Here is a 25,666-nt window from a genome sequence, read left to right as displayed (position 1 = left end):
ACAACAGTGAAAACAACGATGCATTCCATGCTGCCTTCATTCATGGGCACTCATGCTTCGATTCAGGCGGCACCCCGTGTCGGGAGCACACCCGTCATGTGGATTCCCGTGCAATCCCAGGAGAGCGGGTTCTGGGCGAAACTCGAAGGGTTCAATCCTGGGGGTATCAAGGACCGGCCGGCTCTTCACATGGTGCGCAGCGCCCGCCGCCGCGGACAGCTCAGGCCGGGAGGCGTGATCGTCGAGTCCACCAGCGGCACGCTCGGGCTCGGCCTCGCGCTGGCCGGGATCGTCCACGGGCACCCGGTCACACTGGTCGCCGATCCGGGCCTGGAACCGCTGATGGCGCGACTGCTGCGCGCCTACGGCGCGCGCCTGGAGATCGTGACAGCGCCCCATCCGGTCGGCGGCTGGCAGGAAGCGCGCAGGGAACGGGTCCGGCAGCTGACGGACGAACTCCCCGACGCCTACTGCCCGGACCAGTACAACAACCCCGACAACGTCGCGGCGTACACGACACTGGCCGCCGAACTCGTGACGCAGTTGCCCTGGATCGACGTCCTGGTCTGCGCGGTGGGCACCGGTGGCCACAGCGCGGGAATCTCCCGGGCTCTGCGGCAGACCTTTCCTGACCTGACACTGATCGGCGTCGACACGATCGGTTCCACCATCTTTGGACAGCCGGCCCGGCCACGGCTCATGCGCGGACTGGGCAGCAGCATCCACCCTCGCAACGTGGACTACCCTGCGTTCTCCGAAGTCCACTGGGTCAACCCCGCCGAAGCGGTGCACACCTGCCGAACTCTGGCAGCCCGGCACTACGTCTCCGGCGGCTGGAGCACCGGAGCGGTCGCACTGGTCGCCGACTGGGTCGCCAGAACAAGCCCTCCGGGGACGGCCATCGTGGCGATCTTTCCCGACGGACCATGGCGCTACTGGAACACCGTCTTCGACGACGAGTACTGCACAGCCAACCACCTGCTGGACGCCGCCCCGGCGGAACATCCCGACCGAATCTCTCACCCCTCGGAACGGGAAGTCACCCGCTGGACACGCTGCACCACCGTGATCGACCCGATCGAGGTCCGAGCATGATCGCCGCCTTCGGCTCGTTCAGCCCGGCCGTCCGCCTCCTGCTGATCAACCAGTTCGGCATCAACGTCGGCTTCTACATGCTCGTGCCCTACCTCGCCGACCACCTGTCCGGTCAACTGGGCCTGGCGGTGTGGCTGACCGGGCTGCTGCTCGGCCTGCGCAATCTCAGCCAGCAGGGCATGTTCCTGCTCGGCGGCACCTTGTGCGACCGGTACGGCTACAAGCGCCTGATCATGGCGGGATGCGGCCTGCGCACCATCGGGTTCGCCCTGTTCGCCGTCTCGACCTCCGTTCCCGCCCTCATCGTCGCCTCAGTGCTGACCGGGCTCGCCGGAGCCTTGTTCAACCCGGCGGTACGGGCCTACATCTCCGTCGAGGCCACAGAGCGGAAGGTCGAGGCCTTCGCCTTGTTCAACGTCTTCTACCAGGCGGGGATCCTCACCGGACCACTGGCCGGCGTCCTGCTGATCTCGGTCGACTTCCGGCTCACCTGCCTTGCGGCCGCCGCGGTCTTCGCCGCGCTCACGGCACTGCAGGCATGCTGGCTACCCGAACGCCATGGAACGACCGCGAGCTCGACGCGACCCGTGCTCGCCGACTGGCAGGAGGTCGCCACCAACCGACCCTTCGTGACCTTCTCGGCCGCGATGTTCGCCTCGTACGCCCTGTCCTACCAGATCTACCTGGCGCTCCCGCTGGAGTTGCACCGGCTCGGGCACGGCCAGGCATCGATCGCGGTGATGTACACCCTCACCGCGCTACTGGCAGTGGCCGGCCAGGTCCGCCTCACCTCCTTCGCCAAGGCCAGGTGGCAGCCGGAACAGGCCATCACGCGTGGCCTGGCCGTCATGGGCATCGCTTTCCTGCCCGCACTGCTCGCCGCGCAGTTCCCGCATATGCCCTGCCGTACGGCGGTGATGACCACGGCCGTGCTCGTGTCCGCCATGGTCCTCACAGCCGGGGGCATGCTGGTCTTCCCGTTCGAGATGGCCATGATCGCAACGCTGGGGCGGCAAGAACTGACCGGCACCTACTACGGGCTCTACAACGCCTTCTCCGGGCTCGGCATTCTCCTGGGCAACCTGGCCAGCGGCTGGGCGATGGACCACGTACGCGGCGCACCGGCACTGCCCTGGCTCCTACTCGTGGCCACTGGGTTCGCCTCAGCGGTGACCATACGGAGACTGGACCGGACAGGACGGCTCCGAACCAGACCGGCCCCGGCCTGACTTCCACCGGCCGACCCGAAGGCCCGGCGTCGAAAGCCGCCGGGCCAGTAGCCCACATAAGCCTGGACAACGAATCCACCGGCCAGGCTGTCCACCGCGAACAAGGCCGCCAGGCGCGTGACCACCCCGCGCGATCCGGCCAAGGTCCGCACCCGGGTCGGGCGCGGCGGCGGTGCGGGGACTTCGACGGTGGCGGGCAACTGCGCGGCCAGCAGCACGCCGACGGCTCCGGTGGCGGCCAGGACGCCGCCGAGTAGCCACCGATCGGGAGGGAGCGTGCCGAGCAAGGCCCCAGTAGTTCCGGCCAGGGCCGCGATCGCGTTGTAGAGGCCGAACCGGCGCACGATCCCGGGGTGCTGCGCGCCTGTGCCGGCGAGCATGACCTGTTCCAGGGTGGTGAACGGCCCGGACTCGATCACGTCGGTGGACAGCGCGCCGGTCATCGCCACCAGGGCGAGCAGCCACAGCGGCGCGCCGGAGGCGATGACCGCGCCGCAGCAGGCCAGCGCGGCATACAGTGCGGCGTAGGCGCGGCGGCGGCCGATGCGGTCGCCGCATCGGGCCAGGGTGAGGCTGGTGGTGGCGCTGCCGGCCACGATGGTCGCCAGCATGAGTCCCACGTGCGCCGGGGCCAGGCCGCCGTTGCGCAGGATCGCGCCCAGTTGTACGGCGGTCACCCCGTACCCCATTGCGCGCAGCGCCTGCGGGGCCAAGACGATGCGCACGGCCCTGGTCATGCCGGTTCCCGCCCCAGCAGCAGCTCGCGCCGGTAGAACTCATACAGCCCGTCGAAGACAGGCGCGGTGATCTGGAGGGTCCGGTGGTCGTCGCAGATCATCGACAGACCGCGCAGGATCACGTCCAGGCCGGGTGCTTCGGGTGCCTCGTAGCGTTCGTCGTCCAGGTCGGCCTCGTGCACGATCTGCGCGATGCGGTGCAACACGGGGTCGGTCAGCTCGTAGACGGCCAGGATGGTCTCGAAGCTGCAATCGCCGCCGTGATGGGACAGCGCGACGCCGCGCATGTCGAAGCCGGTGGCGTCGGCCGGCAGTTCGGCCGGGTCGCCGACGAACACGAACGTCGCGTCGGGGTCGATGTGGCGGCGGATCAGCCACGCGCATGCAGCCCGATCGATGTGAACCCCGGCGCGGGTGGCCCATTTCATCTACGCTGCTCCTTCCTCTCCTCTCCCGTTGCTTCCTGGCCGATAAGGGCGTCGACCGCAGCGTGGGCGGCCTGGCGCTGCGGCGGAGGAAAGTAGTCGCGGCGGCCGATTCGGCGCAGCTCGGCCCGCAGCCGCCGTGCGGTCGATCGCCGGACGGTCTCCTCCTGACCGGATGCGCGAGTGGCCTGCTCGATCACCTGGATGTACTCGGATGCGCGCGCTGAGGTCATCGACGCCGCGAGCTGCCGCTCCTGGGCCGTGGTGGCGGGGTGGGCCAGCCAGACGCCCGCTATGCCGCCGAGTTCGGTCACCTCGTCGGCGATCCACTCCAGATGCTCGCGGGTGCGCGCGTCGGCCGGCAGCGCGACCAGCCCATCGGCCAGGTACGCCACCCCGAGACGTTTGAGCTTGCGCCAGACGCCGATACGGGGCGTGGACGGCTCGCGGGGCAGCCGGTAGGACAGCAGCACCCACTCACCCGTCCCGGCTTCCCGCGCGATCACCTCGCCCGTCCTGTCGGCGGCGTCCACTCGTTTGCCGTGCGCGTTTCGCCCGGCGTTTCAGTGGGCGGGTTTGACGTTGCTGGCCGCAACCCCCTCATGCAGCGTGCGGGCGAGCTCGACCGCGTCGCCGACCGCCCAAAAGTGCATGTAGAACATGCGCGGCTGGTCGTCGAGGGTGTGGTTGTGCAGTTCGACGATGTCGACGCCGCCCCGGCGCAGCGCGCGGATGACGCTTTGGACCTCCGGGGCGGTCATGACGAAGTCGCCGTTGATGGCGGCCTTGCCGCCGCCCGTCGGCTGGAAGTTCAGCCCGGTGGACACGCCCATCCCCGCCGGGGCGATCCGGTTGCCGGAGGAGACATGCTCGCACCGGGCGAAGGTGAACTTGTAGACGCCGCCGTCGTTGGTGCCCTTGGTCCCCAGCGCCGCGTCGACCGCGGCGGTCTCCAGCTCGATCGCAAGTGGTGAGGACGGCGGGGATGCGGGAGGGGTGGCTGTCTGGTCCAGAGCGGCCCGGATCCCGCGGGCGATCCCGACCGGGTCTCCCATGGCGTGGATGTGCGTCCACCAGACCGGCGGTTCGTGGGCCAGGAGATGTTTGTGCAGCGCGGTCTGGGAGATCCCTGCGGCCTGCAGCGCGTCGGTCACCTTGCCGACCTCGTCTTCGGTGACCACCAGATCGCCCATCATTATCGCCTTACCGTCCCCGTAGCGGGCGAACGCCGCATACGAGCCGAGGGCGAACCCGGGTTTGATCGCGACTCCTTTGGATGTGACCTGCAGGTCGGAGCGGGGGAACCCCACCCGGTACACGGTGTGGTCGGCCGACAGCTTGCCCGATCTACCCAGCGCCTGAGCGGTGGCCTTCCAGTCGTTGTCGCGGGTGGGCGCCGGCTGCAGGAGACGGCCGTGGAGAACGCTGTGCGAGGAGGTGCCTCCGCCTGCCGCGATGACGCCGGCGGACGCTACCGCGGTGACGTTCGAGGCTGTGATCAGCGCGGCCGCAGCCACGAGCGCTGCCGCCCGGATGCGGCCGAGGCGGAAGATCGAAGCAGTGCCCATACCCGCCCCCTAATCAGACAAAGCGGGATATGTAACCATGGTTGCACCGGCCCCCGGCGCGATGGAACACAGCCTGTGCGGCCCTTACCTGCCCGTGGGCGGCTTCGTGCCTTGCCCTGGCACCTGGACTGTGGCCTCGTGGCTGCTATCGCAGATGGTGAGTGATTATCTGCGGTAGCGTCGGCGCCGTCCTGGGAACGCCACGGCGGGGGCGACTCCCCCTGCTTATCTGCGATAGACCCGGGAGGGCGCTCGTGGGGTCGGACCACCGCCTGTAATCGCCGTCGGCCGTGCCGGCGCTGGGCGCGGCGGCCGGCGCGTTCCTCGCCCAGGTCGCCAACTCCAACACACCCCGACGGGCGCGGTCAGCGTCAAGCCGTATTACACCGTGGCCTCTGTCACCCGCTACGACATCGACCACATCCGTCGGCAATGGGAACACCTGTTCACCGAACTACACAGGACAAACGATGCGGCTTCGGTGCCTTCCGGCTCGCAGCCCCGATCGCGTGGACGGCCTCCGCCGCGCGGTGGTGAGAATCGCACGTCCGATTTGGGACGGCGGCCCGGGGAGACGGACCGGCGGCAGGACCGACACCGCACCTCGGGCCGACCGCACAACGCCGCAATCCGGATCCCCGGCACCGAGCGCACAGCACGAGATCGGCGCCGGGGAGGGATGTACCGCGGATCCGCGGTTACGTCGAGACGACCGTTAGACGGCCGTGCGCGACCACTGCTGGTTGGCGCCGGTGTTGCACGGATACTGCTTGATGATCACGCCATCCGCGGTCGATGCGGACGGTACGTCCACGCATTTGCCGCTGTGTCGTGCCCGGAGCTGAAAGTAGCTACCGTTGGTGACCATCTGGAACTGCTGATTGGTGCCGGTGCCACAGGTGTACTGGATGAGCTCGGCACCGTCGGCGGTTGAGGCGCTCGTCACGTCGAGGCACTTTCCGCTGTGGCGGCTGATGATGCGCCAGTAGCCGCTGCCGGCGTCCTGGAAGCGCCACTGTTGCCACGCGTTGCCGCCGTAGGTGTACTGGTCGATGCGCGCGCTGTTGTTGGTGCTCGCTTGTTGGACGTCCATGGCCTTGCCGCTGTGGCGCGCGTTGATCCGGTAGAACGTTTCCGGCTCTGGCGTGGGGGTGGGCGTGGCGGTGGGGGTGGAGTCGCGGACGGTGTCGCCCCAGCCGTAGCGGACCCGGTCGGCGCCGGATTGGTTGCGGACGGCCAAGGTGAGGTTGGTGCCGCTGCCGCCGAGGGCCCACATCGAGTAGTGGTCGTAGCCGAGGCCTGCGGTTATCTTGCCGCCGAGGGCCGGCCAGTAGGTGCCGCCCATCTGGTTGTCACGCATCACCTGGGCCATGGCGCGGAGGTAGCGCACGAAGTTGTCGGTGCTGTTCGGGTCGGCGTAGTTGAGGCCGGTGGACATCGGCGCGCCGAATTCCGTCGCGATCGCGCGGGAGGCGCAGTTGCCCAGAAGCGTCTGGATGTGGCTTCGGAAGGCGTCGTAGGTCATCGCGCTGTAGAAGAAGGCGTAATAGTGGAAGGACAACAGCGTCGAGTTGAAACGGCTGTCGTTGCAGATGTCCCGGAGGTCCTGGCTGAAGCCGGTGCCGCCGATGAGTACCCGGCCGGGTGCCGCCGAGGTGTGAGTGCTGAGCCAGTTCGCTGCCACATTGCGCCACTCCGCCGACGAGTAGCCGTGCGGCTCGTTCATCGGCTCGAAGTAGACGTTGCCGTTCGAGCCGTACGTGCTGATCACACTGGACCACATCGCGTTCCACGCGGCGAGGTTCGTGATCCTGCCGCCGGAGGCGGCACCGTCCTCCCAATAGGCCAGGATGACCTTGAATCCACGGTCGGTGGCGGCGTCGATGGCGCCGCGGTAGGAGTTCCACCAGGTCGTGTTGGCCACAGTGTGGGTGTTGATAGGCAACCGGACCGTGTTGACCCCCATGATGTATTCCATATGGTCGTAGAGCGAGTTGGCCTTGGCCCGTACTGTCGCGTTGCTGTCGGACTGGCTCAGGCCCTGCACGACGAGCGTGCCGGTGCTGAAGTTGTCACCCAGCACGGCCCAGTTCATGCCTCGGAATTGGCTGGTGGCGGCATTGGCCGACGGCGCGGGTACGAGGGCTGCCACCGCGGTGAGCGCGGTCAGCACAAGGGCGATCAGTAACTGGCGCAACGACCGGATGCTCCGCGATGGTCCTGATGAGTAATCGCCAGACGCCATGCTCAGTGCCATGAAATGTCCCATCACTAGATGTAAATTGCTGGGTCAAACTTGCACTTGTGCATATTGTTAGCGGTAACAAATAAATGCCGATCACCCACGGAGGCCTCACGCTAGAGAGGAGGCGGGATTGCGTCAACAGAAAGGGGGACGGCTTGCTCGAACCGCTGGTCCGGGACGGACAGCGCTGTAAATTTCAGGCAGACTTCCTGGTCGCGCCAACGCCCCAATGGTGCCGATTGCAACTCCACCGCGCCTCGGCCACGCGTTCCGCTCTCCGATCGCGGCCCGGTCGGTGCAGGGTACGAACAGGATCGCCTGCCGCCCGGGGGCGCTGTGGCCTACCAGGCCGACGGCGCGTTCAGCCGCGTCGCCACCGCCACACCGTTCGAGGCTCCCGATTTCGAACCGTGACCCGAGGGGCATGGCCACGGCGGGCCAGTGACGATGGCTCTGTTGCAACCGACAGCGAGGACGCCCAGCTGTTCCGTCCCGGCGCGGCTCCGCCGCTGCGCGGCATGCTGCTTACTCTCGGTCCAGCCGAAAACACGCTCTACACCCGCGGCAGCATCCAGTTCTACGCTCGCTGCTTCCCGCATGCGTACTGGCCGGTGCCGCGTCATCCGGTGTCGACGAGCCCGTTCTCCCATGCCCAGGTGACGATTCCGACCCGGTTGCGGGCTCCGAGTTTGGTCTGGATGGCCGACAGGTGGCTCTTGACGGTGCTCAGCGAGATGAGCAGCTCTGCGGCGATCTCCTGGTTGGTCCGGCCGCGCGCGAGGGCCCGGACGACCTGGAGTTCGCGGTCCGACAGCGGCGGGGTCTGCGCGGCGCGCGACGGTGACGAGGCGGCCGTCAGGTGCCGCAGCAGCCGGACGGTGACCGACGGCGAGACCAGTGCTTCGCCGTTGTGGGCGGCGCGGACCGCCTCGACGAGCAGGGCCGGCCCGGCGTCTTTGAGGACGAACCCCGCCGCACCGCTTCGCAGGGCCCCGTACACGTACTCGTCGAGGTCGAAGGTGGTGACCACGACGACCCGCATCGGGTCGGGCACCTGCGGGCCGGCCAGCGCGCGGGTCACCTCGATGCCGTCGAGCAGAGGCATCCTGATGTCCACCAGGCACACGTCGGGGCGCAGCCGCCGGGCCATGGCGACCGCCTCGGCCCCATCGGGCGCCTCCCCGACGACCGTGATGTCGGGCTGGTCCTCCAGAATCAGCCGCAGCCCTCGGCGGATCATCGACTGGTCGTCGGCGAGCAGGACTGAGATCGTCATCGTGGCTTCCTGGTGGGGGCGGGCAGGGTCGCCCGCACCGACCAGCCGGCACCGGGCCGTGGTCCGGCGCGCAGCGAGCCGCCGAGCGTCTCGACGCGTTCGCGCATGCCGATCAGACCGTAGCCGCCGCGATGACCGGGCCGGGCCGGGGCCGCCGGGGCGTCGTCGGTGACCTCGACGGTGACGTCCTGCGGGTTCTGCTCGACGGTGACCGTGACGGAGCGGGCCCTGGGCGCGTGCCGCAGCACGTTGGTCAGCGCCTCCTGGACGATGCGGTAGACGGTGCTGGTCACCTCCGGCGGCCACGTGGCATCCCCGTCCGGCAGGCTCAGCCGCACCACCGGGCCCTTCCTGCCGAAACGCTCGATCAGCGCGCCGAGCCGCTCCGGCCCGGGGGACGCCGGTGCGGCGTCGTCGGCGTCGCGCAGCAGCCCGACGACGCGGCGCATCGCGGCCAGGGCCTCGATGCCGGCGGTCTCCATCTCGCTGAGGTAGTCGGTCACCTGCTCGGGGTTCCGTCGCGCGACCACCTGGACGCCCTGCGCCTGGACGACCATGCCGGTGATGTGGTGGGCCACGACGTCGTGCAGTTCCCGGGCCAGCTCCAGCCGTTCGGCCCGGCGCACCCGCTCGGCGGCGGCCGACGCTCGCGCGTCCAACGTCCGAAGCGTCAGCCCGGCCCCGGCGCCGGCCAGCCAGACCAAGCCGTCCAGTGCCGTCACCGCCGGGAGACCGGCGGACGGCGGCCCGGCGGCGAGCTGACCGGCGATGATCACGACAGGCCCGGCGGCCGCGATGGCACCGGCCGGTACCGGCGCAAGGGCCCGGAGCGCGGAGCCGGTCAGCACCGCCAACCCCAGGGTCATGGCCGGGCTGGGTTCGGCGGGAAGGTCAGGGCCGGCCACGCGGGTGGCCACGATGGCCGCCACCGCGGCGCCGAGCCCCGCGACCGTCGGCCAGAGCGGCCGGCGCAGCCCCAGCAACGCCGGCACGCACACCACCGCCGCGCAGACGCTGCCCGGCATCCAGTACCAGGAGCCCCAGCTCTGTGCGATGGCGGCGGCCTGCACCGCGATCGCCGCCAGCAGAACGGCGCCGAGCCCGGCCACGGAGGCTACCCGGCCCCATCCCTCGGCAACGGTCACGCCGGTCAGCCTATCGACGCGCCGCCCGGCGGCGCTGTCCGGCAGGACGGCGCCCGGCACGTCGCGGTTGCGTTCCATCTCTTCTGCTAAGGCCGGCCGGGCGGCGCCCGCAAGCGGCATGAGGGACCTCGTTTCGGAATCGGCAGCCGGGACGAGAATCAGAGAGCCTGATCGCGTCAGGCGCGTCTGACGCGCCGCACAGCGATGGCGGTGAGGAGCGCGCCCGCCAGCAGATAGAGCCCGGTTTCGGCCAGTTGGAACGACCAGTACCGGCTGGCGGCCTGGTACTCGATGTCAACGTGCAGGTCGAGTTCGGACAGGCACACCGCGGCGTCACCGAACGTGCCGCCGGCGCCCGTCTTGGACGGGGCGTTGAGGCACTCGTTGAACGTGCTCTCGTCCACCGTTCGCCCGTCGGCGGTGCGCATCGGGCTGGTCTGGCTGATCCACGCGTCGGGGGCGCCGGGAACCCGCAGGCCGCCGATGACCGGGGCGCCGGTGATGCTGCCCAAGTTCTTGGCCTGATTGATGGCCTGCGCGGTCATCGGCAGGGACGCCGTCTCCGGCGCCATGAGATGCGGCCGCACCAGGTTCGGCACGGCGAACTGGACGACGAGGAAGACCACGCCCGTGATGGCCATCGCCGGCAGCGTCCGGCGCACCAGCAGGCCGACGATGGTGCCGAGGGCGAAGGCGAGGAAGGCGTAGCCCATCGGAGCGATGTTGCGGGCACCGAACTCCACCGTGCCGAACCGGTCGGAGGCGACATGGTCGTACGGGGAGGCCGCCCAGGTGAGCAGCAGGGCGACCAGGGCCGTCAGGACCATCGCGGCCACGCCGACGAACGCCATCCTGCCGATGAGCCAGCGGCGGCGGGTCACACTCTGGTTCCACACCAGCCGATGGGTGCCGAGTTCCAGTTCCCGCGCGATCAGCGGCGCACCCCAGAACATCCCGATGATGACGGGGATCAGCCCGAGCCCGCCGGCCAGAAACAGCAGCGTGTTCTTGTAGGCGCTTTGGAACTGGCTGCCGGCCTGCGCGCAGCCGGCGGGGCCGGTGCACCGGGACCGGTAGGCGTCGTAGGCGTCCCGGATGTCCATGCCCAGGTACAGCAGGTACACGGCGACCAGGGCGAGCCCCAGGGCGCCGACGAGCGCCTGGAGACGAAACTGCCGCCAGTTCAACCAGAACATCGCGCCTCCTCCCCGGCCACGGCGACGGGCGCGGTCGCCCGCCACATGTAACCGAGCACCAGCTCTTCGAGCGTGACCGGCTCGGCCCGGAACGGGATCTCCGACGGCGGGAGGTCGGTGCGCACCACGGCGCTGCTGGACCGGGCGTGGTGCTCGGTACGAATGACCTCGACCCCGGCGGGCAGCCGGTCGAACTCGCCGCGGGGCGCGACCAGCCGGTGGTGGGCGGCCAGCAGGTCCCGGACCTCGCCGGCGACCTGGATCCGCGAGTCGCACAGCACGATGAGGTGGTCGCATGCCTGCTCGATATCACTGAGCAGATGCGATGACAGCACCGCGCTGGCGCCGAGTTCGGCGACGAACTCCAGCAGGCTCACCAGGAACCCCTGGCGGGCCAGCGGGTCCAGCGCGGCGGCCGGCTCGTCGAAGATCAACAGCTCGGGGCGCTTGGCGGCGGCGATCGTCAGCGCCAGCTGTGCGCGCTGACCGCCCGACAGCCGTCCCGCCTTCTGGCCCGGGTCGAGCCCGACCTGCGTGATGCGCCGCTCGGCCAGGCCCTGGTCCCACGACGGGTTCAGGCGCGCGCCCAGACGAAGGTGGTCGGCCACGCTGAACGACGGATATACCGGGGTGTTCTGCGCCACGAACCCCACCCGGGCCAGGTGCGCGGCACTCGCCGCCGGACGGGACCCCAGAACGCGCAACGAGCCCGACGTCGGCTCCTGCAGCCCGCAGGCCAGATTCAGCAGCGTCGATTTGCCGGCCCCGTTCGGGCCGACCAGACCGACGACGCGACCGGCCGGAACGTTCAGATCGACCCCGCTCAACGCCTCCCGGCGGCCGTACCTTTTCGTCAATCCCTCGGCTCGCAGCACAGGGACGGATTCCTCTTCCGACATGCATCCATCGTCGAGAGCGGCGCCACCCCGGGTCACCAGCCGAAGGCACGATTCGCACCGTCGGCGATCGTACTTACGGCTGGTTCGATGCCAGGCCCTGCGTCGGACCGCCGTCCTGCTGATCGTTCGGAGTCGTCCCGGCAGATGAAGCCGGCTCATGGGGTCCTGCCCCGGTTGAGGGGCGGGCGGTGGGCCCAGGTGGCCCAGCGCCAGAGCCACTCGATGGGGCCCTGGCGGTAGCGGCGAAGCCAGAGAGTGGACATCAGCCACTGGGCCGTGAGAACGATTCCCGCGGCCTGGAACGCCGCCGGCAACGATTGGCCGATCGGCAGGCCGAGGACGCGACCGGCCGCCAGCACGAGGAGTGTGGCGGTCAGATAATTGGTCAGTGCCATCCGGCCCAGTGGCGCGAAGACGAACTGCAGCGCCGGTCGCAGCGGCGTTCTGAGCAGGATCAACAGGACGCACACATACACACCGGCGAGTAGCAGATCAGCCAGAGTAGACATGAAAGGCAGCTGCGTCGTGGCCCCTACGGCCCGCATGCTCGCCTGTACCCACAGGGCAGAGGCGAGTCCCGCCGCGAAGACCAGGCCCAGCAGGACCGGTCCTCGGGTGGACTGCTCGATCTGCTCGATCACCCCGTATCGGACGAGTGCCGAGCCCAGCAGGAACAGTCCGGCGATCAACAGGGGCCCGCCCCCGCCGATCATCGCCACCGTCACGAGCACGGCGGAGAGGCCGGCCACGGCCCACCGCGGCAGCCAGCTCGAGGGCAGCAACACCAGCATGCCGACGATGGCGTACTTGGTCAGGATTTCACCCGGCCACAGCAGCATATGCACCAGGCCGATCGCGAGCAGCGCCAGAAGCCGGCGCAGCAGGACCAGCCGTGGCCGGAGGACGCGGTTCGCGGCGGAGTCCAGCAACAGCGAGAACCCGATGCCGAACAACAGGGAAAAGATCGGGAGCCCGAGCCAGGGGTCCCAGTTCCCCATGGGCTGCGTCGCAACGGCGGTGCCGCCGTTGGCTATCAGCTGGATGTTGGCGAGCAGGATCTCGCACAGCGTGAACCCGCGCAGTACGTCGAGCGCGATGATCCGGGGCCGGCCCGAGGAGAGCACAGCGACCTGGGGCCGATCGGCGGAGGCGGGCCCTTCGTACGGAAGACGATGGCCGGGATGGCGGGCCGGGCCCTTGGGCGGCGAATCCTGGGGGAGTTCTTCGCGTGGCATGGGGCCTCATCCTGCAGGGCCCCCAGGGGGACGGCATCGGTCGAAAGCAGGGTCCGCAGCGCCCGAGATCGTACTTCCGGCCGACTCGTCGGCGAGGACGGTTACCTGACGGCATCTGGACAGCCGCCGGTCAGGTGGATATGGCGTAACCCCGGGCTGAAGGTGGCGACGTGATCGGCGGTGCCGTGGTGCGCTTCCGAGGGGGTGAAGCGACCTTCGCTGACTGCGACGTCGTAGGCGCCGCCGTGAGGGTACTCGGCCAGGATCCCGGTCACCTGGTGCTCGGCCGCCCAGGCGAGCCCGGTGTCCAGCGTGTCGAACACCCCGGAAGCGTGCCGGGCGTGCTCACCGTGGAAGATCCAGACGGCCGGCCTGAGCGGACTGCGCTGGTCGGCGCCGGGCCTGCGGCGCAGGCCCTCGGGCGTGAAGGAGAAGGCGCCGGGAAAAGGGCCCGGCCGATGACGTACGGCGAGCACCACCGGTTCGGGGTGGACGCCCCGCAAACCGGTGTCGGGTGCGGTGTTCCGCCCGATCCAGCTCCAGCCAGCCGAGGCGATGAGCGATCTCGGCGTAGACGGAGGCCGTGGCATCACGTAAGGCGTCGGCGGGAAGGATGTCGCTGTAGGCGCCCATGACGCCCGTCGCGGCGAACGCGTCGCGTTCGCGTAGCCGATCGCACTCCGCCCACCACCGCGGCAGGCTCCCGTCCACGGCGGCCATCGCCTCCAGCAGAAGCCGTTCCGCCGTCTCATCCCTGCCGTACATGCCAGGGCGACGAAGCACACCGTTCACCTGATTCAGGTGGTGCCGGCGAGCGTCACCCCGAGCGGGATCGGAGTCCCCTCCACTGCTGCTCATCGCATCCGATCATGACGCACCGACGCGATCCGGAGTATCGGTTCATCGGGATGATCGAACGCATGCCGCTCCACCGCTACCAAGAGCATTCAGCCGACAGGCCACGCACCCGCTTGAGCGCGAGGCCTGCCGGTACATGTTCCCCCTCATCGCGCCACCTCCGACTCGGAAGTTGCAGGTCAAGACCCTGATCGGTGGACCGCCGGCCGCAACCGGCAGGGCCGTGTGATCTCGGCGAGAAGGACGACGATCACGATGTACGCCGCGCGTCGGCCAGTGCGGCGGTGCCGGCCAGAGCCAAGGTCGCCTCGGGGGTGAGAGGGTGGAACGGACCGCCGCGAACGTCCCGGTATGCCCGTTCCAAGGGAGAGGTTCGGAAGAAGGCGGAACCTCCCACGACGTCGAGGGCGAGGTCGACGATGGCCTTCGCCTCACACACGGCGTGCCGCTTGGCCACCATCAGCGTGATCAAGGTCGGCTCGTCCGCCGGCGGATCGTCCCCGACTTCTTCGACGGCGGCGAGCAGCGCCCACCAGGCCACCCGCAGGCGGGCGTCCATCTCTCCCAGCTGACGTACCACCGCCGGAGCCGGGTCTCCGGCACGCGCGCCGAGGACGCGGAGCGCCTCGTCGTACGCCCCCCGCGCTATGCCCAGATACACCGCGCTCACGACGGGCGCGAAGTGGATGGCGGCGACCAGCAGCGGGCCCGCGAGCTTTCCGTACGGCCGGCGACCGAGGATCTTGTCCGCCGGAACGAACACGTCGTCGAACACGAGATCATGGCTGCCGGTGCCACGCATGCCGAGCGTGTCCCAGGTCTCGACCAGCGACACGCCGGGGCTGGACAGAGGTACCCCCGCGTGCAGCACCTCGGCGTCGGGTCCGGGCTCCCCGAGCACGGCCGAGGTGGAGATGACGGTGGCGACCGGCGCCTGCGAGCAGAACGACTTCCGTCCGGTGAACCGGTACCCGCCGTCGACCTCGACGGCCGTCGTCGTCGGGCACACCCAGTCCGATCCACCGCTGGTGGCCATGATCAGGCCGTCGGCGGCGATCCGGCGCAACGCGCCTTCGGCGTCCGGCGCGCCCCGGCGGTGCCGCCAGCACTGGACGAGGGTCATGTAGAGGTGCATGGCGGAGGCCAGCGCGGCCGATCCGGCATGGCGGGCGAGCTCGCCCTCGGCCAGCACCACCTGACGCAGTGCGGCACCCAGGCCGCCGAATTCCGTGGGTACGGCCAGCCGCAGGTAACCGCGATCCTGCATCGCCCGGTAGCCCTCGGCGACGAAGGACGCGTTCAGGTCGTGTTCCGCCTCGCTCGGCGCGCATTTCAGGCCGACCTCGGCGGCCAGTGCGACCACGTCGGCGTCGTGCTGAATCGGGTTGATCGTGAACGTCATGAATCGACTGTAAGAACGCCGGACGCCCTCCCCTAGTACGAGATTTGTACCACCTGGTGATTTCGTCTCAGGGTTACGCTGATCGGCGTGGGATCCTCGTACGGACAATTCTGTCCTGTCGCGAAGGCGATGGAGCTACTCGACGAGCGCTGGACGCTCCTCATCATCCGGGAGCTGGTCACCGGAAGCCGGCACTTCAACGAGCTGCGCCGCGGGGTGCCGAGGATGTCCCCCTCTCTGCTGTCGAGGCGGCTCAACCGGCTGGAGCGGGCCGGTGTTCTGGAGCGCCGTCCCGACGGCAACCGGGTGCGTTACCTGCTCACCCCGGCCGGGCAGGAACTGCAGCCGATAGTGGAGGCACTGGGCGCCTGGGGCATCCGCTGGATTCCGGAGCTCGGCGACGAGGACCTCGATCCACATCTGCTGCTGTGGGACATGCACCGAAACGTCGACCACGACGTCATCCCCGAACAGCGGACGGTGGTGCAGTTCACCTTTCCCGACGCCCCGGTGCACACCCGCGACTGGTGGCTGGTCATCACTCCCGGCGACGTCGACGTATGCGACGACGATCCCGGCTATCCGCTGACGGTGCAGGTGACCGTGGGCCTGCGGCGGATGACCGAGATCTGGCGTGGCGATCTCACCTGGTCCGACGCCCTCCGCTCCGGCGCTGTCGAGGTGCACGGCCCGGAGGCGCTACGCCGCGCTCTGCCACGGTGGTTCAGGCTCTCGACATTCGCCCAGGTCCCTCGCCCGCACCGCGTGAGCTGACGGACACAGGGAAGGGTCGTGCGCGCCGGAGAAGGTGCTGCTGCCAGACCTGGTTTTCGTCGAAGTGGTTGTCGTAGAGGTCCTGGGTGTCGAGGATGCTCTCCAAGGCGGCCTCGCCCTTGGCGACGCGCTGCAGTTGGCGGAAGTACTCGAAGCGCTCTATTCCGGGTGTGACGACGACCAGCAGATCGGCCTCGGTTCCGGGGGCGGCGGCGAAGGCATGGACGGCGCGGGGTGGGACCACGACCAGGTCTCCCTGCTCCGCCGTGAGGACGCGATCTCCGGTGAGGATCTCGGCCGCCCCCTGCAGGACGTAGAAGAGCTCGCTGGCCCTGGTGTGATGGTGCGGCGACGCTCCCGAGGCTCCCTGCCCGAGGGTGATCCGCTGAGCGCTGAGAGCTCCCCCAACCTGACTGCTGTCGGCATACAGTCGCCCGGTCACCTGGGCGACTGTGAGGATCTCGGTCTCCGCCTCTCGTACCACCACGACATCATGGGATGGAACAGGTAGTGACATATGACAGCGCCCCTTTCCTCGTTGGCAGAGTGTCCGTCTGTGGCGATGTCGCCGACACCTTCGGAGTGAGCCTGGTGGTCGCCTGACGCCGCACCCTCGCACGGCTGTTGCCGTGCAGCCGCACTACCTGCCGCGGGGTGAGCGAGGGATCCTGGCGCAGGATCCGATCCTCCATCAGGCGGATGCGGGCATCGGGGTCGAGCCCGAAGGCCTCGACCATCTGCCTGCGTCCTTCGGCGATGAGGGACAGCGCGTCCGCCTGCCGGCCCGCCTGGTAGAGCGCGTGCGCGGTGAGCGCACGCAGCCGTTCCCGGTGTGGGAAGGCCCCCAGCAGCCGTCCCAGTTCGGGGACCAGCGCAGGGCCGAGCCCTTGTGCCAGATCCGCCTCCGCCGCGTCCTCGATGAGGCCCCTGTGCAACTCGGCCAGGTAGTGCGCCTCGTCGCGGATCCATGGCCCGTCGGGAAAATCCTCCAGCGGCTCACCGCGCCACTCGGCGAGTGCCTTACGCAGCTCGGCCGACGCCTGCGCGCTGTGGCCCGCGGCGAAGAGCCTGCGGCCCTCCCGCGCCAGGATGTGCACCCGTCCGATGTCCAGGCACTCCTGCCGGACGGTCAGGCGGTAGCCCTTCGGACGCCTGGCGATGATCTCGTAGTCGCCGCGTCGCTCCGTACCCGGCTCGAGGATCCGGCGCAGCTTGGACACGTACGCGTGCAGGCTGCGCACGGCGACGCGCCTGTTCGCGGTCTCCGGCCAGATCGCGTCGATGAGCTGCTCGATGTCGATGGTCTTGTCTGCCCTGAGCATCAGCGCGCCGAGCACCACACGCTGCTTTCTGTGGCCGAGATCGAGTGACGTGCCGTCATCCGCCAGCACCGCCGTCTCACCGAGTAGCCGGAAGTCCATGATGTCCTCCATGAATGACGCAAGCCCCTGGCCGGGGCCTCCTCGGCCGGCCTGAATGAGAGGGCTACTGTGCGGGACGGCCGATGAAGGTGGTCCGGTTCCGCTCAGCGATCTCGGTGATGAGCGGAGCCAGTTCCTCCATCGCGCGCCCAGGGGGAACATTCGCGTCGAGGTCGGCGAAGAGCTTTCCGGTGCCGTCGGTCAGGCTGAAAGCCAGGAACTTCGCGGCCTTGCTGCGCACCTCGATGGTGTGCACGGCACCGGTGGGGACCGTGATCGACTCGCCGGGGCCTATCTCGTACCGCTTGGAGCCCACCTGAACCGACATCCTGCCGTGCAGCATGTAGTACGACTCGGGCCAGGGGTGCCGGTGCGGCGGGACGAAGCTCCCTCGCTCGCCGTCGATCTCGAACAACTCGTACTCACCATCGGTGTGCTCCGCGCCGACCTTCACCGTCGCGGTGCTGTCGACCGTGAACAGCTCCCTGCCCTCGCCGGCAAGGCTGTGGTGAACCTGCTGGGACATCGAATCTCCTTCCGTGGCATTGGGGTTGCGGTCCCTGCTGCTACCGCATTGCGCTCTCACGTTAAGAACCAGGTGCGGTTGCGCTCCATCCCACGCGAAGGGTGATCTCGCTCGGCCGGCACCCCCAGGAATCTGGGATGGTGGCCGGCGGCGGACTCTTCGATACTTGGGACCATGGTGAACCAGGCACGGGCCCACGAGGCCAGGCGCGCCTTGTCCGCCCTCGCGGCGACCGGCCTGAGCCCAGCCGACGTCCAGCAGGAGGCGGTCGACGTGGTCGGCAGGGTCGTGCCGTACGACGCCACCTGCTGGGCGGCTGTGGACCCCCAGACCATGCTCCCCACCGGTTCTGTGACGGTCGACCTCAACCCCTCCAAACAGCAGGAGGCGCTGTTCGCCGAGATCGAGTACGGCCCTTCTGACGGAAACAGCTTCGCCGACCTGGCGCGAAGCCAGGTCACCGTCTCCCGGCTCTCCGACCTGCCGTTCGGCGAGGTCGTGCGCAGTCGGCGTTTCAACGAGCTCTACAAGTCCATCGGGGTGGCCTTCGATCTGCGCGCGTCCTTCGTCAGCGACGGTGCCTGCTGGGGGGTCGCCGGCCTGATGCGCGGCCCTGACGGACCCGACTTCTCCACGGCCGAGGCGGACTTCCTGGCCTCGGCCGCTCCGCTGATCGGCATAGCGCTGCGGACGGCGAACAGGAGCAGGATGCCCGGCACCAGTGCGGGCTCCGGCGGCCCGGTCGTGATCGTGCTCGGTGCCGGCGGCGAGTTCAAGGGCGCCACGCCCGCCGCCCTCGAATGGCTGGAGGCCTGGCAGGCGACACGCCCCGGCTGGCTCGACGTCGCACTGCACGCGGTGGCCGCCACGCTGTCCGGTTCCCCTACGGGCACGGCGTACGCCCGCATGCGTGACATCTCGGGAACCTGGGTCGCGCTCCGCGCCGCGCGATTGATGGCCCTGGAGTCGCCGGCCGAACGGGTGCTCATCACCGTCGAACCGGTGGCCGCCGACGAGGTGATCGGCATCGTACTGACCTCCTACGCCCTGACCCCGCGGGAGCGAGAGGTGTGCGAGGAGGTCCTCACCGGCCGCTCCACCGCCGAGATCGCCGATCGGTTGCATCTGTCGGCCTACACCGTTCAGGACTACCTTAAATCGATCTTCGCGAAGGTCGGCGTGCGCAGCCGCAACCAGCTCGTCGGTCGTCTCCGCGATTCCTGATCGAGGGGTCAAGGCAAGGGCGGAGCCGGCTCAGGCCGGGTAGGCGTGGGTCTCTGTGGCCTTGACCGCGGCCCAGACCTCCTGGCCGGGGGTGAGATCGAGGTCGGCGGCGGCCGACGGGGTGACGTCGGCGGCCAGCGCGATCGGCCCGTGGAGGTGGACGCGGACGTTGTCGCCGTGCCGTTCGATGCCGTCGATGGTGGCCTTCCACAGGTTGCGGGGGCTGCCGTCGGGACGGGTCCGGTAGAGGGCGACCGCGGACGGCGGGAAGGCGACGAAAGCGGGCCCGGTCAGGCGTTCGGCGCTGCTGAAGCGAACCTCGCCCACGGCGACGTGGTTTCCGTCGGCCTCGCCCCGGTAGAGGTTGAGCCCGACGAGGCGGGCGACGTAGTCCGTACGCGGATGGCGGGCGATCTCGCCCGGGGTGCCGGTCTGCACGACGGCGCCGTTCTCGACGACCACGAGCCGGTGGGCCAGGACCATCGCGTCGAGCGGGTCGTGGGTGACCAGGACGGTCGCGCCGTCGAAGGCGGCCAGGTGACGGCGGAGTTCGGCGCGGATCTCCAGACGGGTGTGGGCGTCGAGGGCGGCCAGCGGCTCGTCCAGCAGCAGCAGGCGGGGCCGTACGGCCAGCGCGCGGGCGAGTGCGACGCGCTGCGCCTGCCCTCCGGACAGGTGCGCGGGCCGGGCGTGGGCGTGGCCGGCGAGGCCGACACGGTCGAGCAGGTCGGCGGCGACGCGGCGGGCGGCGGCCCTGCGGAGACCCTGGCACCGCGGCCCGAAGGCGACGTTGTCGAGGGCGGACAGGTGCGGGAACAGCAGGTAGTCCTGGAAGACGACGCCGATCCGGCGGCGTTCCGGCGGCAGCCGGTGCACCTGCGCGCCGTCCAGTTCGACGCGTCCGCCGTTCAGGGGGGTGAGCCCGGCGAGGCCGCGCAGCGCGGTCGTCTTGCCCGCGCCGTTGGGGCCGAGCAGCGCGACCACTTCGCCCGCCGCCGCCCGCAGTTCGACGTCCAGGCGGAAGCCGGGACGCTCGACGACAAGGTGGGCGTGCAGACTCATGCCGTACCTGTCCAACGGTCGCGCAGCCCGGCCAGCACGATCACCGAGACCGCGAGCAGCACCAGGCTGAGCACGATGGCGGCGTCCGGGTCGGTCTCCAGCGCCAGGTAGACGGCCAGCGGCATGGTCTGCGTCCGGCCGGGGAAGTTGCCGGCGAAGGTGATGGTCGCGCCGAACTCGCCGAGTGCGCGGGCCCAGCACAGGACGGCGCCCGCCAGCACGCCGGGGGCGACCATGGGCAGGGTGACGCGGCGGAAGACCGTCCAGCGGGAGGCTCCCAGGGTCGCGGCGGCCTCCTCGTAGCGCTGGTCGGCCGCGCGCAGCGCCCCTTCCACGGCGATGACGAGGAACGGCATGGCGACGAACGCCTCGGCGACGACGACTCCCGTGGTGGTGAAGGGCAGGGAGACGCCGAAGGCCTCGTACAGCCACTGCCCGGCGAGCCCGCGGCGGCCGAGCACCAGCAGCAACGCGACGCCGCCGACGACCGGTGGCAGGACGAGCGGCACGGTGACCAGGGCCCGCAGCACGCGCCTGCCCGGCAGGGTCGTACGGGCCAGCAGCCAGGCCAGCGGCACGCCGAGCAGCAGGCAGACCGCGGTCGCGATGGTCGCGGTCACCAGGGAGAGCCGCAGAGCCTCCAGCACCAGCGGCTCGGCCAGCCGCTGGGGCAGGGACTGCCAGGGGGCGCGGGCCAGCAGCCCGGCCAGAGGGAGGACCAGGAAGGCCAGGCCCACGAGCGCGGGCACCAGAAGCGGCCACGGCATGCGCGCCCGCGGGCCCCGCACTCGAACGGGCCCGGTCACGGCGCCTGGAAACCGGCCTTGGTCAGCACGTCCCTGCCCTGCTGCGACAGCACGAGGTCGACGAACTGCCTGGCCAGGTCGGGTGCGGGCGCCTTGGTGAGCGCCGCGATCGGGTAGTCGTTGACCGCTTGACCGGCCTCGGGGAAGTCGATGCCCCTGACCTTCCCGCCGGAGGCGATCACGTCGGTGCGGTAGACGAGCGCCGCGTCGACCTCACCGAGCCTGACCTTGGTGAGCGTCGCCTTGACGTCCTGCTCCAGGGTGACGGGGGTGACCTTGACGCCGGCCGCGTCGAGGGCCTTGACCGCCGCGGCGCCGCAGGGCACCTGCTCGGCGCACAGGGCGACCTTGACCTTCGGGTCGGTCAGGTCCTCGAGCGACGCGACCTTGGCCGGATTGTCCTCGGGGACGGCGATCTGGAGCGTGTTCCTGACGAACACGGTGGGCGCGGAGGCCAGCCCGGCGTCGGTGACCGTCTTCATCGTGGCCGGGCTCGCGGCGGCGAAGACGTCGGCGGGAGCGCCCTGCGTGACCTGTTGTGCCAGCGTCGCGCTGGAGCCGAAGTTGAAGGTGACCTTCGTGCCGGAGTGGGTGCTCTCGAACTGCCTGCCCAGCTCGGTGAACGTCTCGGTCAGGGACGCCGCGGCGAACACCGTCAGCGAGGGCGAACCCCCGGCTGCGGACGCGGGAGCGGCCGTACCCGAGGAGGAGCCGCAGGCCGTCAGACATAACACCGAGGCGAGGACGGCGGCCAGGGACAGACGTGTGAGCACCACAGCTCCTTCTACTGACTCGCGACGCGCGCGTGGCCGGGGATCTCGACGACGACGTTGGTGGACTTGACGACGGCCACCGCCATCACCCCCGGCTCCAGGCCGAGCTCGTCGGCCGCCTGACGGCTCATCAGCGAGACCACGCGGAACGGCCCGGCGGCGATCTCCACCTGGGCCATCACCGCGTCCCTGATCACCTCGGTCACGATCCCGCGTAGGCGGTTGCGCGCCGAGGAGACCCCGGTGCGCTCGTCCGCCTCGGTCTGCGCCCGGGCGAAACCGGCGAGGTCGGTGCCGGCGATCAGGCGGTGGCCGTTCTCGTCGCGGTGCGCGGCGAGCCGCCCCCCGTCGACGAGACGCCGTACGGTGTCGGCGCTGACCCCGAGCACCGCGGCGGCTTCGCTGATCCGGAACATCGTCACCGGCACCACCTTACGCAGCAGTCGCTAGCCTGGCGACCTTTCTTCGCTTGCAAAAGCACTGCCATAGTCCGCCTATACCTCTCATCTGCGAGCAAGCGCAAGATAGCGCTCATCGGTGTCGTGGTAGTCGACCAGGGTCCACCCGGCGGTGTCCAACAGGGGACGGAGGTTGTGCTGGGCCCGTACGTCACCGGCGGTCAGGGCGCGGCCGCGCCGCGCCGCGAGCACCGCCCGGCCCACGGGGTGGAACAGCGCCAGCCTTCCGCCGGGCCGGGTCACCCGGGCCAGCTCGGACAGCACGGTGACCGGCTGGAGGACATGGGAGATCAGCCCGGACGCCAGCACGCCGTCGGCCACGCCGTCGCGGAGCGGAAGCCGCCCGACGTCGGCGACCAGCAGCCGGCCGTGGTCGCCCCGCCCCCGTTCGCGGGCCGACAGGATCATCTCCGGGGTGACGTCGACGCCCACAACGCGCCCTGCCGCCCCGACCGCTTTCCGCAGCAGGGGGAAGGCGCGGGCCGTTCCACAGCCGGCGTCGAGGGCCAGCCCTCCGGCCGGCAGGGCCATCTCGGCGATCGCGGCGGCGAAGGCCGGGCCGTCGTCGGGATACTTCTCCTCCCAGGTGGCCGCCTTCGCGGCGAAGAACTCCCTGGTCTCCTCAAGGGATCGATCGTTCATGGTCTTCGTCTCCTCTGCCGAAGGAGGTGGATGAACGATTCGACCACGACTCCCTCCCCGCCACCGCCCGTAGAAGCACGGCGGTGATCGCGAGCCTGTGCAAAAGATCGCGGGACCCTCCCTCTAGCAGCCGAGCGTCGTCCGTTTCGGCGGCCCGAAGCCGGTGTCGACGGCTTTACCCCACCAACCCGCAATCGTGTTCGTCTGGATTCCGTACGTGTTGCCGCCGGCGTTCCTGAACCACACCCCGAGGTACACCTCGTCACGGTCGAGAAGGTCTTCGTCCAAGTACTCCGCGTAAACGGTCCACTTGATCTCCTTCGTGACCGGGTACGGGACGGGGAAGGCACACTGGGTGGGGTAGGAGACGATGAGGTCGTCGCCGACCGTGTCGTCCGCCCAGAGGTTGACCTTCCATATGGTGTCACCGGCGTTGTTGGGAAGGCAGCGGACGGTCAGTTCCACGTATTCCTTCGAGTAGCTCTTGGGGTAGCGCCACGTCAGCTCGCAGCGACCGGCCTGGGCGGCGCTCGCCTGTGTCGTGGGCAGCAGTGCCAGGCTCAGTGCCGACGCCGTGGCGGACGCGGCAAGCCGGACGAGTCTTCCCCTTGATGTCTTCATGTTCGTCTCCCGTGTTCGTTCACGTTGCCCGCGCCGCACTCCGGCCTCTCGGGCCTCTCGGGCCTCTCGGGCTTTTCAACTGATGGGGCGTGACACCCGCGCCGTCGGACCGGACTCGCGATCTCGTCGTCCGCCTCATCGTGTCGACGCGGGATCGTCGAGCAGCCGGGTCAACGCGGGATTGTCGATGTCCGCGCCGAGCAGTCGGGCGGCTGTGAGCGCCGTCCGGTCGCCGAGCCGGTATCGGTGGACGTGGGCACGCACCACGAGTTCGCGCATGTCGCACCGGGCGGCCAGCGAGGCCAGGGTCTCGACCAGTCGCCTGGCTCGGTCCGTCGCGCCGTGGTCCAGGGCCGCGGTGATCGCGGCGTCCAGCACGTAGGCGTGCACCCATTGGTAGCGGTCGGGCATCAGGGTGGACCGGGACGTCGCCTCGGCGAACCATTTGGTGGCGGTTACGTGGTCGCCCCTGCCGGCGTTGAGCACGGCGAGACCGCGGGCAGCCATGCTCTCCCAGCACGGGTCGTTGACCTGGCAGGCCAGCGCCCAGGCTTGTTCGAGCCGATCGGCCGCGCCGCCGACGTCGCCGAGGCAGGTGTCGACTTCGCCGCGCAGGGCCTGCGGCCAGGGAAGGAACGCCATCCAGCGCTGTTGCCGGACCAAATCCAGGGAGCGTGTCAGCGCGGCGGTGGCCAGGCTGTACTCAGCGCGCAGAAGGTGCGCACGCGCCAGGATCGACAACGACCACGCCTGCTGACGGTCGTCACCGCAGCCGGTGGCCCGCTCCACCGACTCACGCAAAGCCTGGAAGGCGGCCGGGTAGTCACCGCGGTCGGAGGCGTTCATGCCACGAACCCCGAGGATCGCGGCGAGCTCCTCGTCGGTCTCGGCGAGCGCCTGGGCCTTCGCAAGCCAGGCGTCAGCGGTCTTCAGCCGACCCGCCTGGACCTCGACGAAGCCCAGTTCGCGATGCGCGGTCACCGCGGTGGCGCGGTCGCCCGCGCCGGTGGCCAGCAGTATCGCCTCCTGGAGGACGACCGTCCCTTCCTCATCTCGACCCCGCGCCGCGTGGACCAGCGCACCTCCCAGGGCTGCCAGCGCACGTCCCTGCAGGGCGGCATCCCGGCAGCGAGCCGCTTCGGCCACGGCCCGTCGCAGGCACTGGAGGCCGGCGTCGACCGCCCCGGCCACGATGGCGGCCCGGCCGGCGTCGAGCTGGCTGGAGGCCGCGGCCCGGCCGCTCAACGGCAGCGCCATCGGAGAACCCGGGACCGCGGTCGCCGCCTCCCGAAGCGCCGGGGAGGCCTCGATTCCGAGTTCGCGTCGCAGCATGTCCTCGCATACCGCGATCTGGCGCAGGGCCGCGCTTCGATCTCCCGCCACCGTCAAGGTTCGGACCAGCAACTCGTGGTTGCCTTCCTCCAGCGGGTTGTACGCCACGGCGCGCGAGGCGTAGGGAATCGCCTCACCCGCTCGCCCCGCTGCCAGCAGGCCGACCGCCACCTGCCGCAGCCGCCCCTCCACCAGTGCCGAGACGCGGTGCCGCTCCACCGACAACCACGAATCGAACTCCGGGCTCGACGCGGGCTCGGCACCTTCGAGGAGCTCACCGTTGAACAGCAACAGCGACGCCGGGTCGGCGTGTTCGTCGGTGAGCAGGTCAAGGTCGACCCTCACGTCGTCAACGAGCCGGGTGACAAGGGGATCGCCGCTGATCACGTCACCGAAAGCCCGGCGTAGCTCGGCGAGCGTCCACCGCAGCGCTCCCAACGGGTCGTTGGCGTCGCAGAAAAGCAGCTCGGCCACACGTTTACGGCTCGGTGGACGCTCGGCCAGCAGCAGGTAGGCGAGCAGCCCCCATGTCTTACGGCCTCTGGGGGGACGGACCGCCGCGCCGTCCCGTTCTACAGCCGGTGGTCCCACTAGAAGGCCACTGAAGATCTTGTGGTGGCGGCTGCGGGGCTGTGGTGGACCCGGGCGTTCTACCCGCGTGCTGCAGCAAGTTTCCAGACGTTGCCGGTCCGGGTGAGTCCGAGGTTGATCAGGGTT

At 69.8% G+C, this 25,666-nt stretch carries 25 protein-coding genes; 4 read left to right on the top strand and 21 right to left on the bottom strand.

Annotation, left to right across the window (positions count from 1 at the left end; translation table 11 throughout):
- Positions 1 to 18: 18 nt before the first annotated feature.
- The gene (locus HHX30_RS39600) at positions 19 to 1,095 is read left to right on the top strand and encodes a PLP-dependent cysteine synthase family protein (protein WP_169989088.1); all 1,077 of its coding nucleotides are present in this window, start codon (positions 19 to 21) and stop codon (positions 1,093 to 1,095) included.
- Positions 1,092 to 2,324: an MFS transporter gene (locus tag HHX30_RS39595; protein ID WP_169989080.1), complete on the top strand. Its 1,233-nt coding sequence runs from the start codon at positions 1,092 to 1,094 to the stop codon at positions 2,322 to 2,324. The genes HHX30_RS39600 and HHX30_RS39595 overlap by 4 nt, the downstream gene beginning before the upstream one ends.
- A 733-nt stretch (positions 2,325 to 3,057) precedes the next feature.
- On the opposite strand, the gene HHX30_RS39590 is transcribed toward HHX30_RS39595, so the two are convergent.
- From HHX30_RS39590 to HHX30_RS39540, 11 genes are all read right to left on the bottom strand, one after another.
- On the bottom strand, positions 3,058 to 3,489 hold the full coding sequence (locus tag HHX30_RS39590) for a chromate resistance protein ChrB domain-containing protein (protein ID WP_169989079.1): 432 nt from the start codon (positions 3,487 to 3,489) through the stop codon (positions 3,058 to 3,060).
- Complete coding sequence (locus tag HHX30_RS39585; protein ID WP_211593433.1) at positions 3,486 to 4,019, bottom strand: Chromate resistance protein ChrB; 534 nt, start codon at positions 4,017 to 4,019, stop codon at positions 3,486 to 3,488. Before HHX30_RS39585 ends, HHX30_RS39590 begins: the two co-directional genes overlap by 4 nt.
- A gap of 30 nt (positions 4,020 to 4,049) precedes the next feature.
- A complete protein-coding gene (locus HHX30_RS39580; RefSeq protein ID WP_169989078.1) occupies positions 4,050 to 5,054 on the bottom strand; it encodes a DUF1259 domain-containing protein in 1,005 nt (334 codons plus the stop codon).
- 715 nt (positions 5,055 to 5,769) lie between these two features.
- Entirely contained in the window at positions 5,770 to 7,251 is a 1,482-nt protein-coding gene (locus HHX30_RS39575) for an RICIN domain-containing protein (RefSeq protein ID WP_211593431.1), read from the bottom strand.
- 667 nt (positions 7,252 to 7,918) lie between these two features.
- Positions 7,919 to 8,575, bottom strand: a complete 657-nt coding sequence (locus HHX30_RS39570; protein ID WP_169989077.1) for a response regulator transcription factor — start codon at positions 8,573 to 8,575, stop codon at positions 7,919 to 7,921.
- Positions 8,572 to 9,840 carry a sensor histidine kinase gene (locus HHX30_RS39565; protein ID WP_249350997.1) on the bottom strand — a complete coding sequence of 423 codons (1,269 nt, stop codon included), beginning with the start codon at positions 9,838 to 9,840 and terminating at the stop codon, positions 8,572 to 8,574. Before HHX30_RS39565 ends, HHX30_RS39570 begins: the two co-directional genes overlap by 4 nt.
- Before the next feature lie 56 nt (positions 9,841 to 9,896).
- Positions 9,897 to 10,916, bottom strand: coding sequence for an ABC transporter permease subunit (locus HHX30_RS39560; RefSeq protein WP_169989076.1), 1,020 nt, complete (start codon positions 10,914 to 10,916; stop codon positions 9,897 to 9,899).
- On the bottom strand, positions 10,904 to 11,743 hold the full coding sequence (locus HHX30_RS39555) for an ABC transporter ATP-binding protein (protein ID WP_249350995.1): 840 nt from the start codon (positions 11,741 to 11,743) through the stop codon (positions 10,904 to 10,906). The genes HHX30_RS39560 and HHX30_RS39555 overlap by 13 nt, the downstream gene beginning before the upstream one ends.
- A gap of 227 nt (positions 11,744 to 11,970) precedes the next feature.
- Positions 11,971 to 13,050 carry a DUF418 domain-containing protein gene (locus HHX30_RS39550; RefSeq protein ID WP_169989074.1) on the bottom strand — a complete coding sequence of 360 codons (1,080 nt, stop codon included), beginning with the start codon at positions 13,048 to 13,050 and terminating at the stop codon, positions 11,971 to 11,973.
- A 101-nt stretch (positions 13,051 to 13,151) separates the two neighbouring features.
- A complete protein-coding gene (locus tag HHX30_RS39545; RefSeq protein ID WP_169989073.1) occupies positions 13,152 to 13,640 on the bottom strand; it encodes a hypothetical protein in 489 nt (162 codons plus the stop codon).
- A 518-nt stretch (positions 13,641 to 14,158) separates the two neighbouring features.
- A complete protein-coding gene (locus tag HHX30_RS39540) occupies positions 14,159 to 15,310 on the bottom strand; it encodes an acyl-CoA dehydrogenase family protein (RefSeq protein WP_169989072.1) in 1,152 nt (383 codons plus the stop codon).
- Positions 15,311 to 15,439: 129 nt separating this feature from the next.
- On the opposite strand from HHX30_RS39540, the gene HHX30_RS39535 reads away from it, so the two are divergent.
- Positions 15,440 to 16,084 (top strand): helix-turn-helix domain-containing protein, encoded by a 645-nt coding sequence (locus HHX30_RS39535; protein WP_211593430.1) that lies wholly within the window; start codon positions 15,440 to 15,442, stop codon positions 16,082 to 16,084.
- Here the strand turns inward: HHX30_RS39535 and HHX30_RS39530 are convergent.
- From HHX30_RS39530 to HHX30_RS39520, 3 genes are all read right to left on the bottom strand, one after another.
- Entirely contained in the window at positions 16,035 to 16,571 is a 537-nt protein-coding gene (locus HHX30_RS39530; protein ID WP_311923044.1) for a cupin domain-containing protein, read from the bottom strand. The two genes, HHX30_RS39535 and HHX30_RS39530, sit on opposite strands and share 50 nt — an antisense overlap.
- A gap of 4 nt (positions 16,572 to 16,575) precedes the next feature.
- On the bottom strand, positions 16,576 to 17,505 hold the full coding sequence (locus HHX30_RS39525; RefSeq protein WP_169989069.1) for an AfsR/SARP family transcriptional regulator: 930 nt from the start codon (positions 17,503 to 17,505) through the stop codon (positions 16,576 to 16,578).
- A gap of 64 nt (positions 17,506 to 17,569) precedes the next feature.
- Positions 17,570 to 18,031: a cupin domain-containing protein gene (locus HHX30_RS39520; RefSeq protein WP_169989068.1), complete on the bottom strand. Its 462-nt coding sequence runs from the start codon at positions 18,029 to 18,031 to the stop codon at positions 17,570 to 17,572.
- Between the two features lie 174 nt (positions 18,032 to 18,205).
- Here HHX30_RS39520 and HHX30_RS39515 point away from each other — a divergent pair, with 174 nt between their 5' ends.
- Positions 18,206 to 19,255, top strand: a complete 1,050-nt coding sequence (locus HHX30_RS39515; RefSeq protein ID WP_169989067.1) for a helix-turn-helix transcriptional regulator — start codon at positions 18,206 to 18,208, stop codon at positions 19,253 to 19,255.
- A 30-nt stretch (positions 19,256 to 19,285) separates the two neighbouring features.
- Here the strand turns inward: HHX30_RS39515 and HHX30_RS39510 are convergent, their stop codons facing one another.
- From HHX30_RS39510 to HHX30_RS39480, 7 genes are all read right to left on the bottom strand, one after another.
- Complete coding sequence (locus HHX30_RS39510; RefSeq protein WP_169989066.1) at positions 19,286 to 20,317, bottom strand: ABC transporter ATP-binding protein; 1,032 nt, start codon at positions 20,315 to 20,317, stop codon at positions 19,286 to 19,288.
- The gene (gene modB / locus HHX30_RS39505; protein ID WP_169989065.1) at positions 20,314 to 21,084 is read right to left on the bottom strand and encodes a molybdate ABC transporter permease subunit; all 771 of its coding nucleotides are present in this window, start codon (positions 21,082 to 21,084) and stop codon (positions 20,314 to 20,316) included. Before modB ends, HHX30_RS39510 begins: the two co-directional genes overlap by 4 nt.
- A 35-nt stretch (positions 21,085 to 21,119) precedes the next feature.
- A complete protein-coding gene (gene modA, locus HHX30_RS39500) occupies positions 21,120 to 21,899 on the bottom strand; it encodes a molybdate ABC transporter substrate-binding protein (protein WP_396706924.1) in 780 nt (259 codons plus the stop codon).
- 8 nt (positions 21,900 to 21,907) lie between these two features.
- Positions 21,908 to 22,318, bottom strand: coding sequence for a molybdopterin-binding protein (locus HHX30_RS39495; protein ID WP_169989063.1), 411 nt, complete (start codon positions 22,316 to 22,318; stop codon positions 21,908 to 21,910).
- A gap of 81 nt (positions 22,319 to 22,399) precedes the next feature.
- Positions 22,400 to 22,996, bottom strand: coding sequence for a class I SAM-dependent methyltransferase (locus HHX30_RS39490; RefSeq protein WP_169989062.1), 597 nt, complete (start codon positions 22,994 to 22,996; stop codon positions 22,400 to 22,402).
- Between the two features lie 123 nt (positions 22,997 to 23,119).
- Positions 23,120 to 23,617: a hypothetical protein gene (locus HHX30_RS39485; RefSeq protein ID WP_169989061.1), complete on the bottom strand. Its 498-nt coding sequence runs from the start codon at positions 23,615 to 23,617 to the stop codon at positions 23,120 to 23,122.
- Between the two features lie 135 nt (positions 23,618 to 23,752).
- Complete coding sequence (locus HHX30_RS39480) at positions 23,753 to 25,423, bottom strand: bacterial transcriptional activator domain-containing protein (RefSeq protein WP_169989060.1); 1,671 nt, start codon at positions 25,421 to 25,423, stop codon at positions 23,753 to 23,755.
- Positions 25,424 to 25,666 lie beyond the last annotated feature (243 nt).

The sequence above is a fragment of the Microbispora sp. H10836 genome, from assembly GCF_012999525.1.
Classification (GTDB): Bacteria; Actinomycetota; Actinomycetes; order Streptosporangiales; family Streptosporangiaceae; genus Microbispora.
Note: the sequence above shows the minus strand (reverse complement) of the source record. Positions and strands in the feature narration are given on the sequence as shown.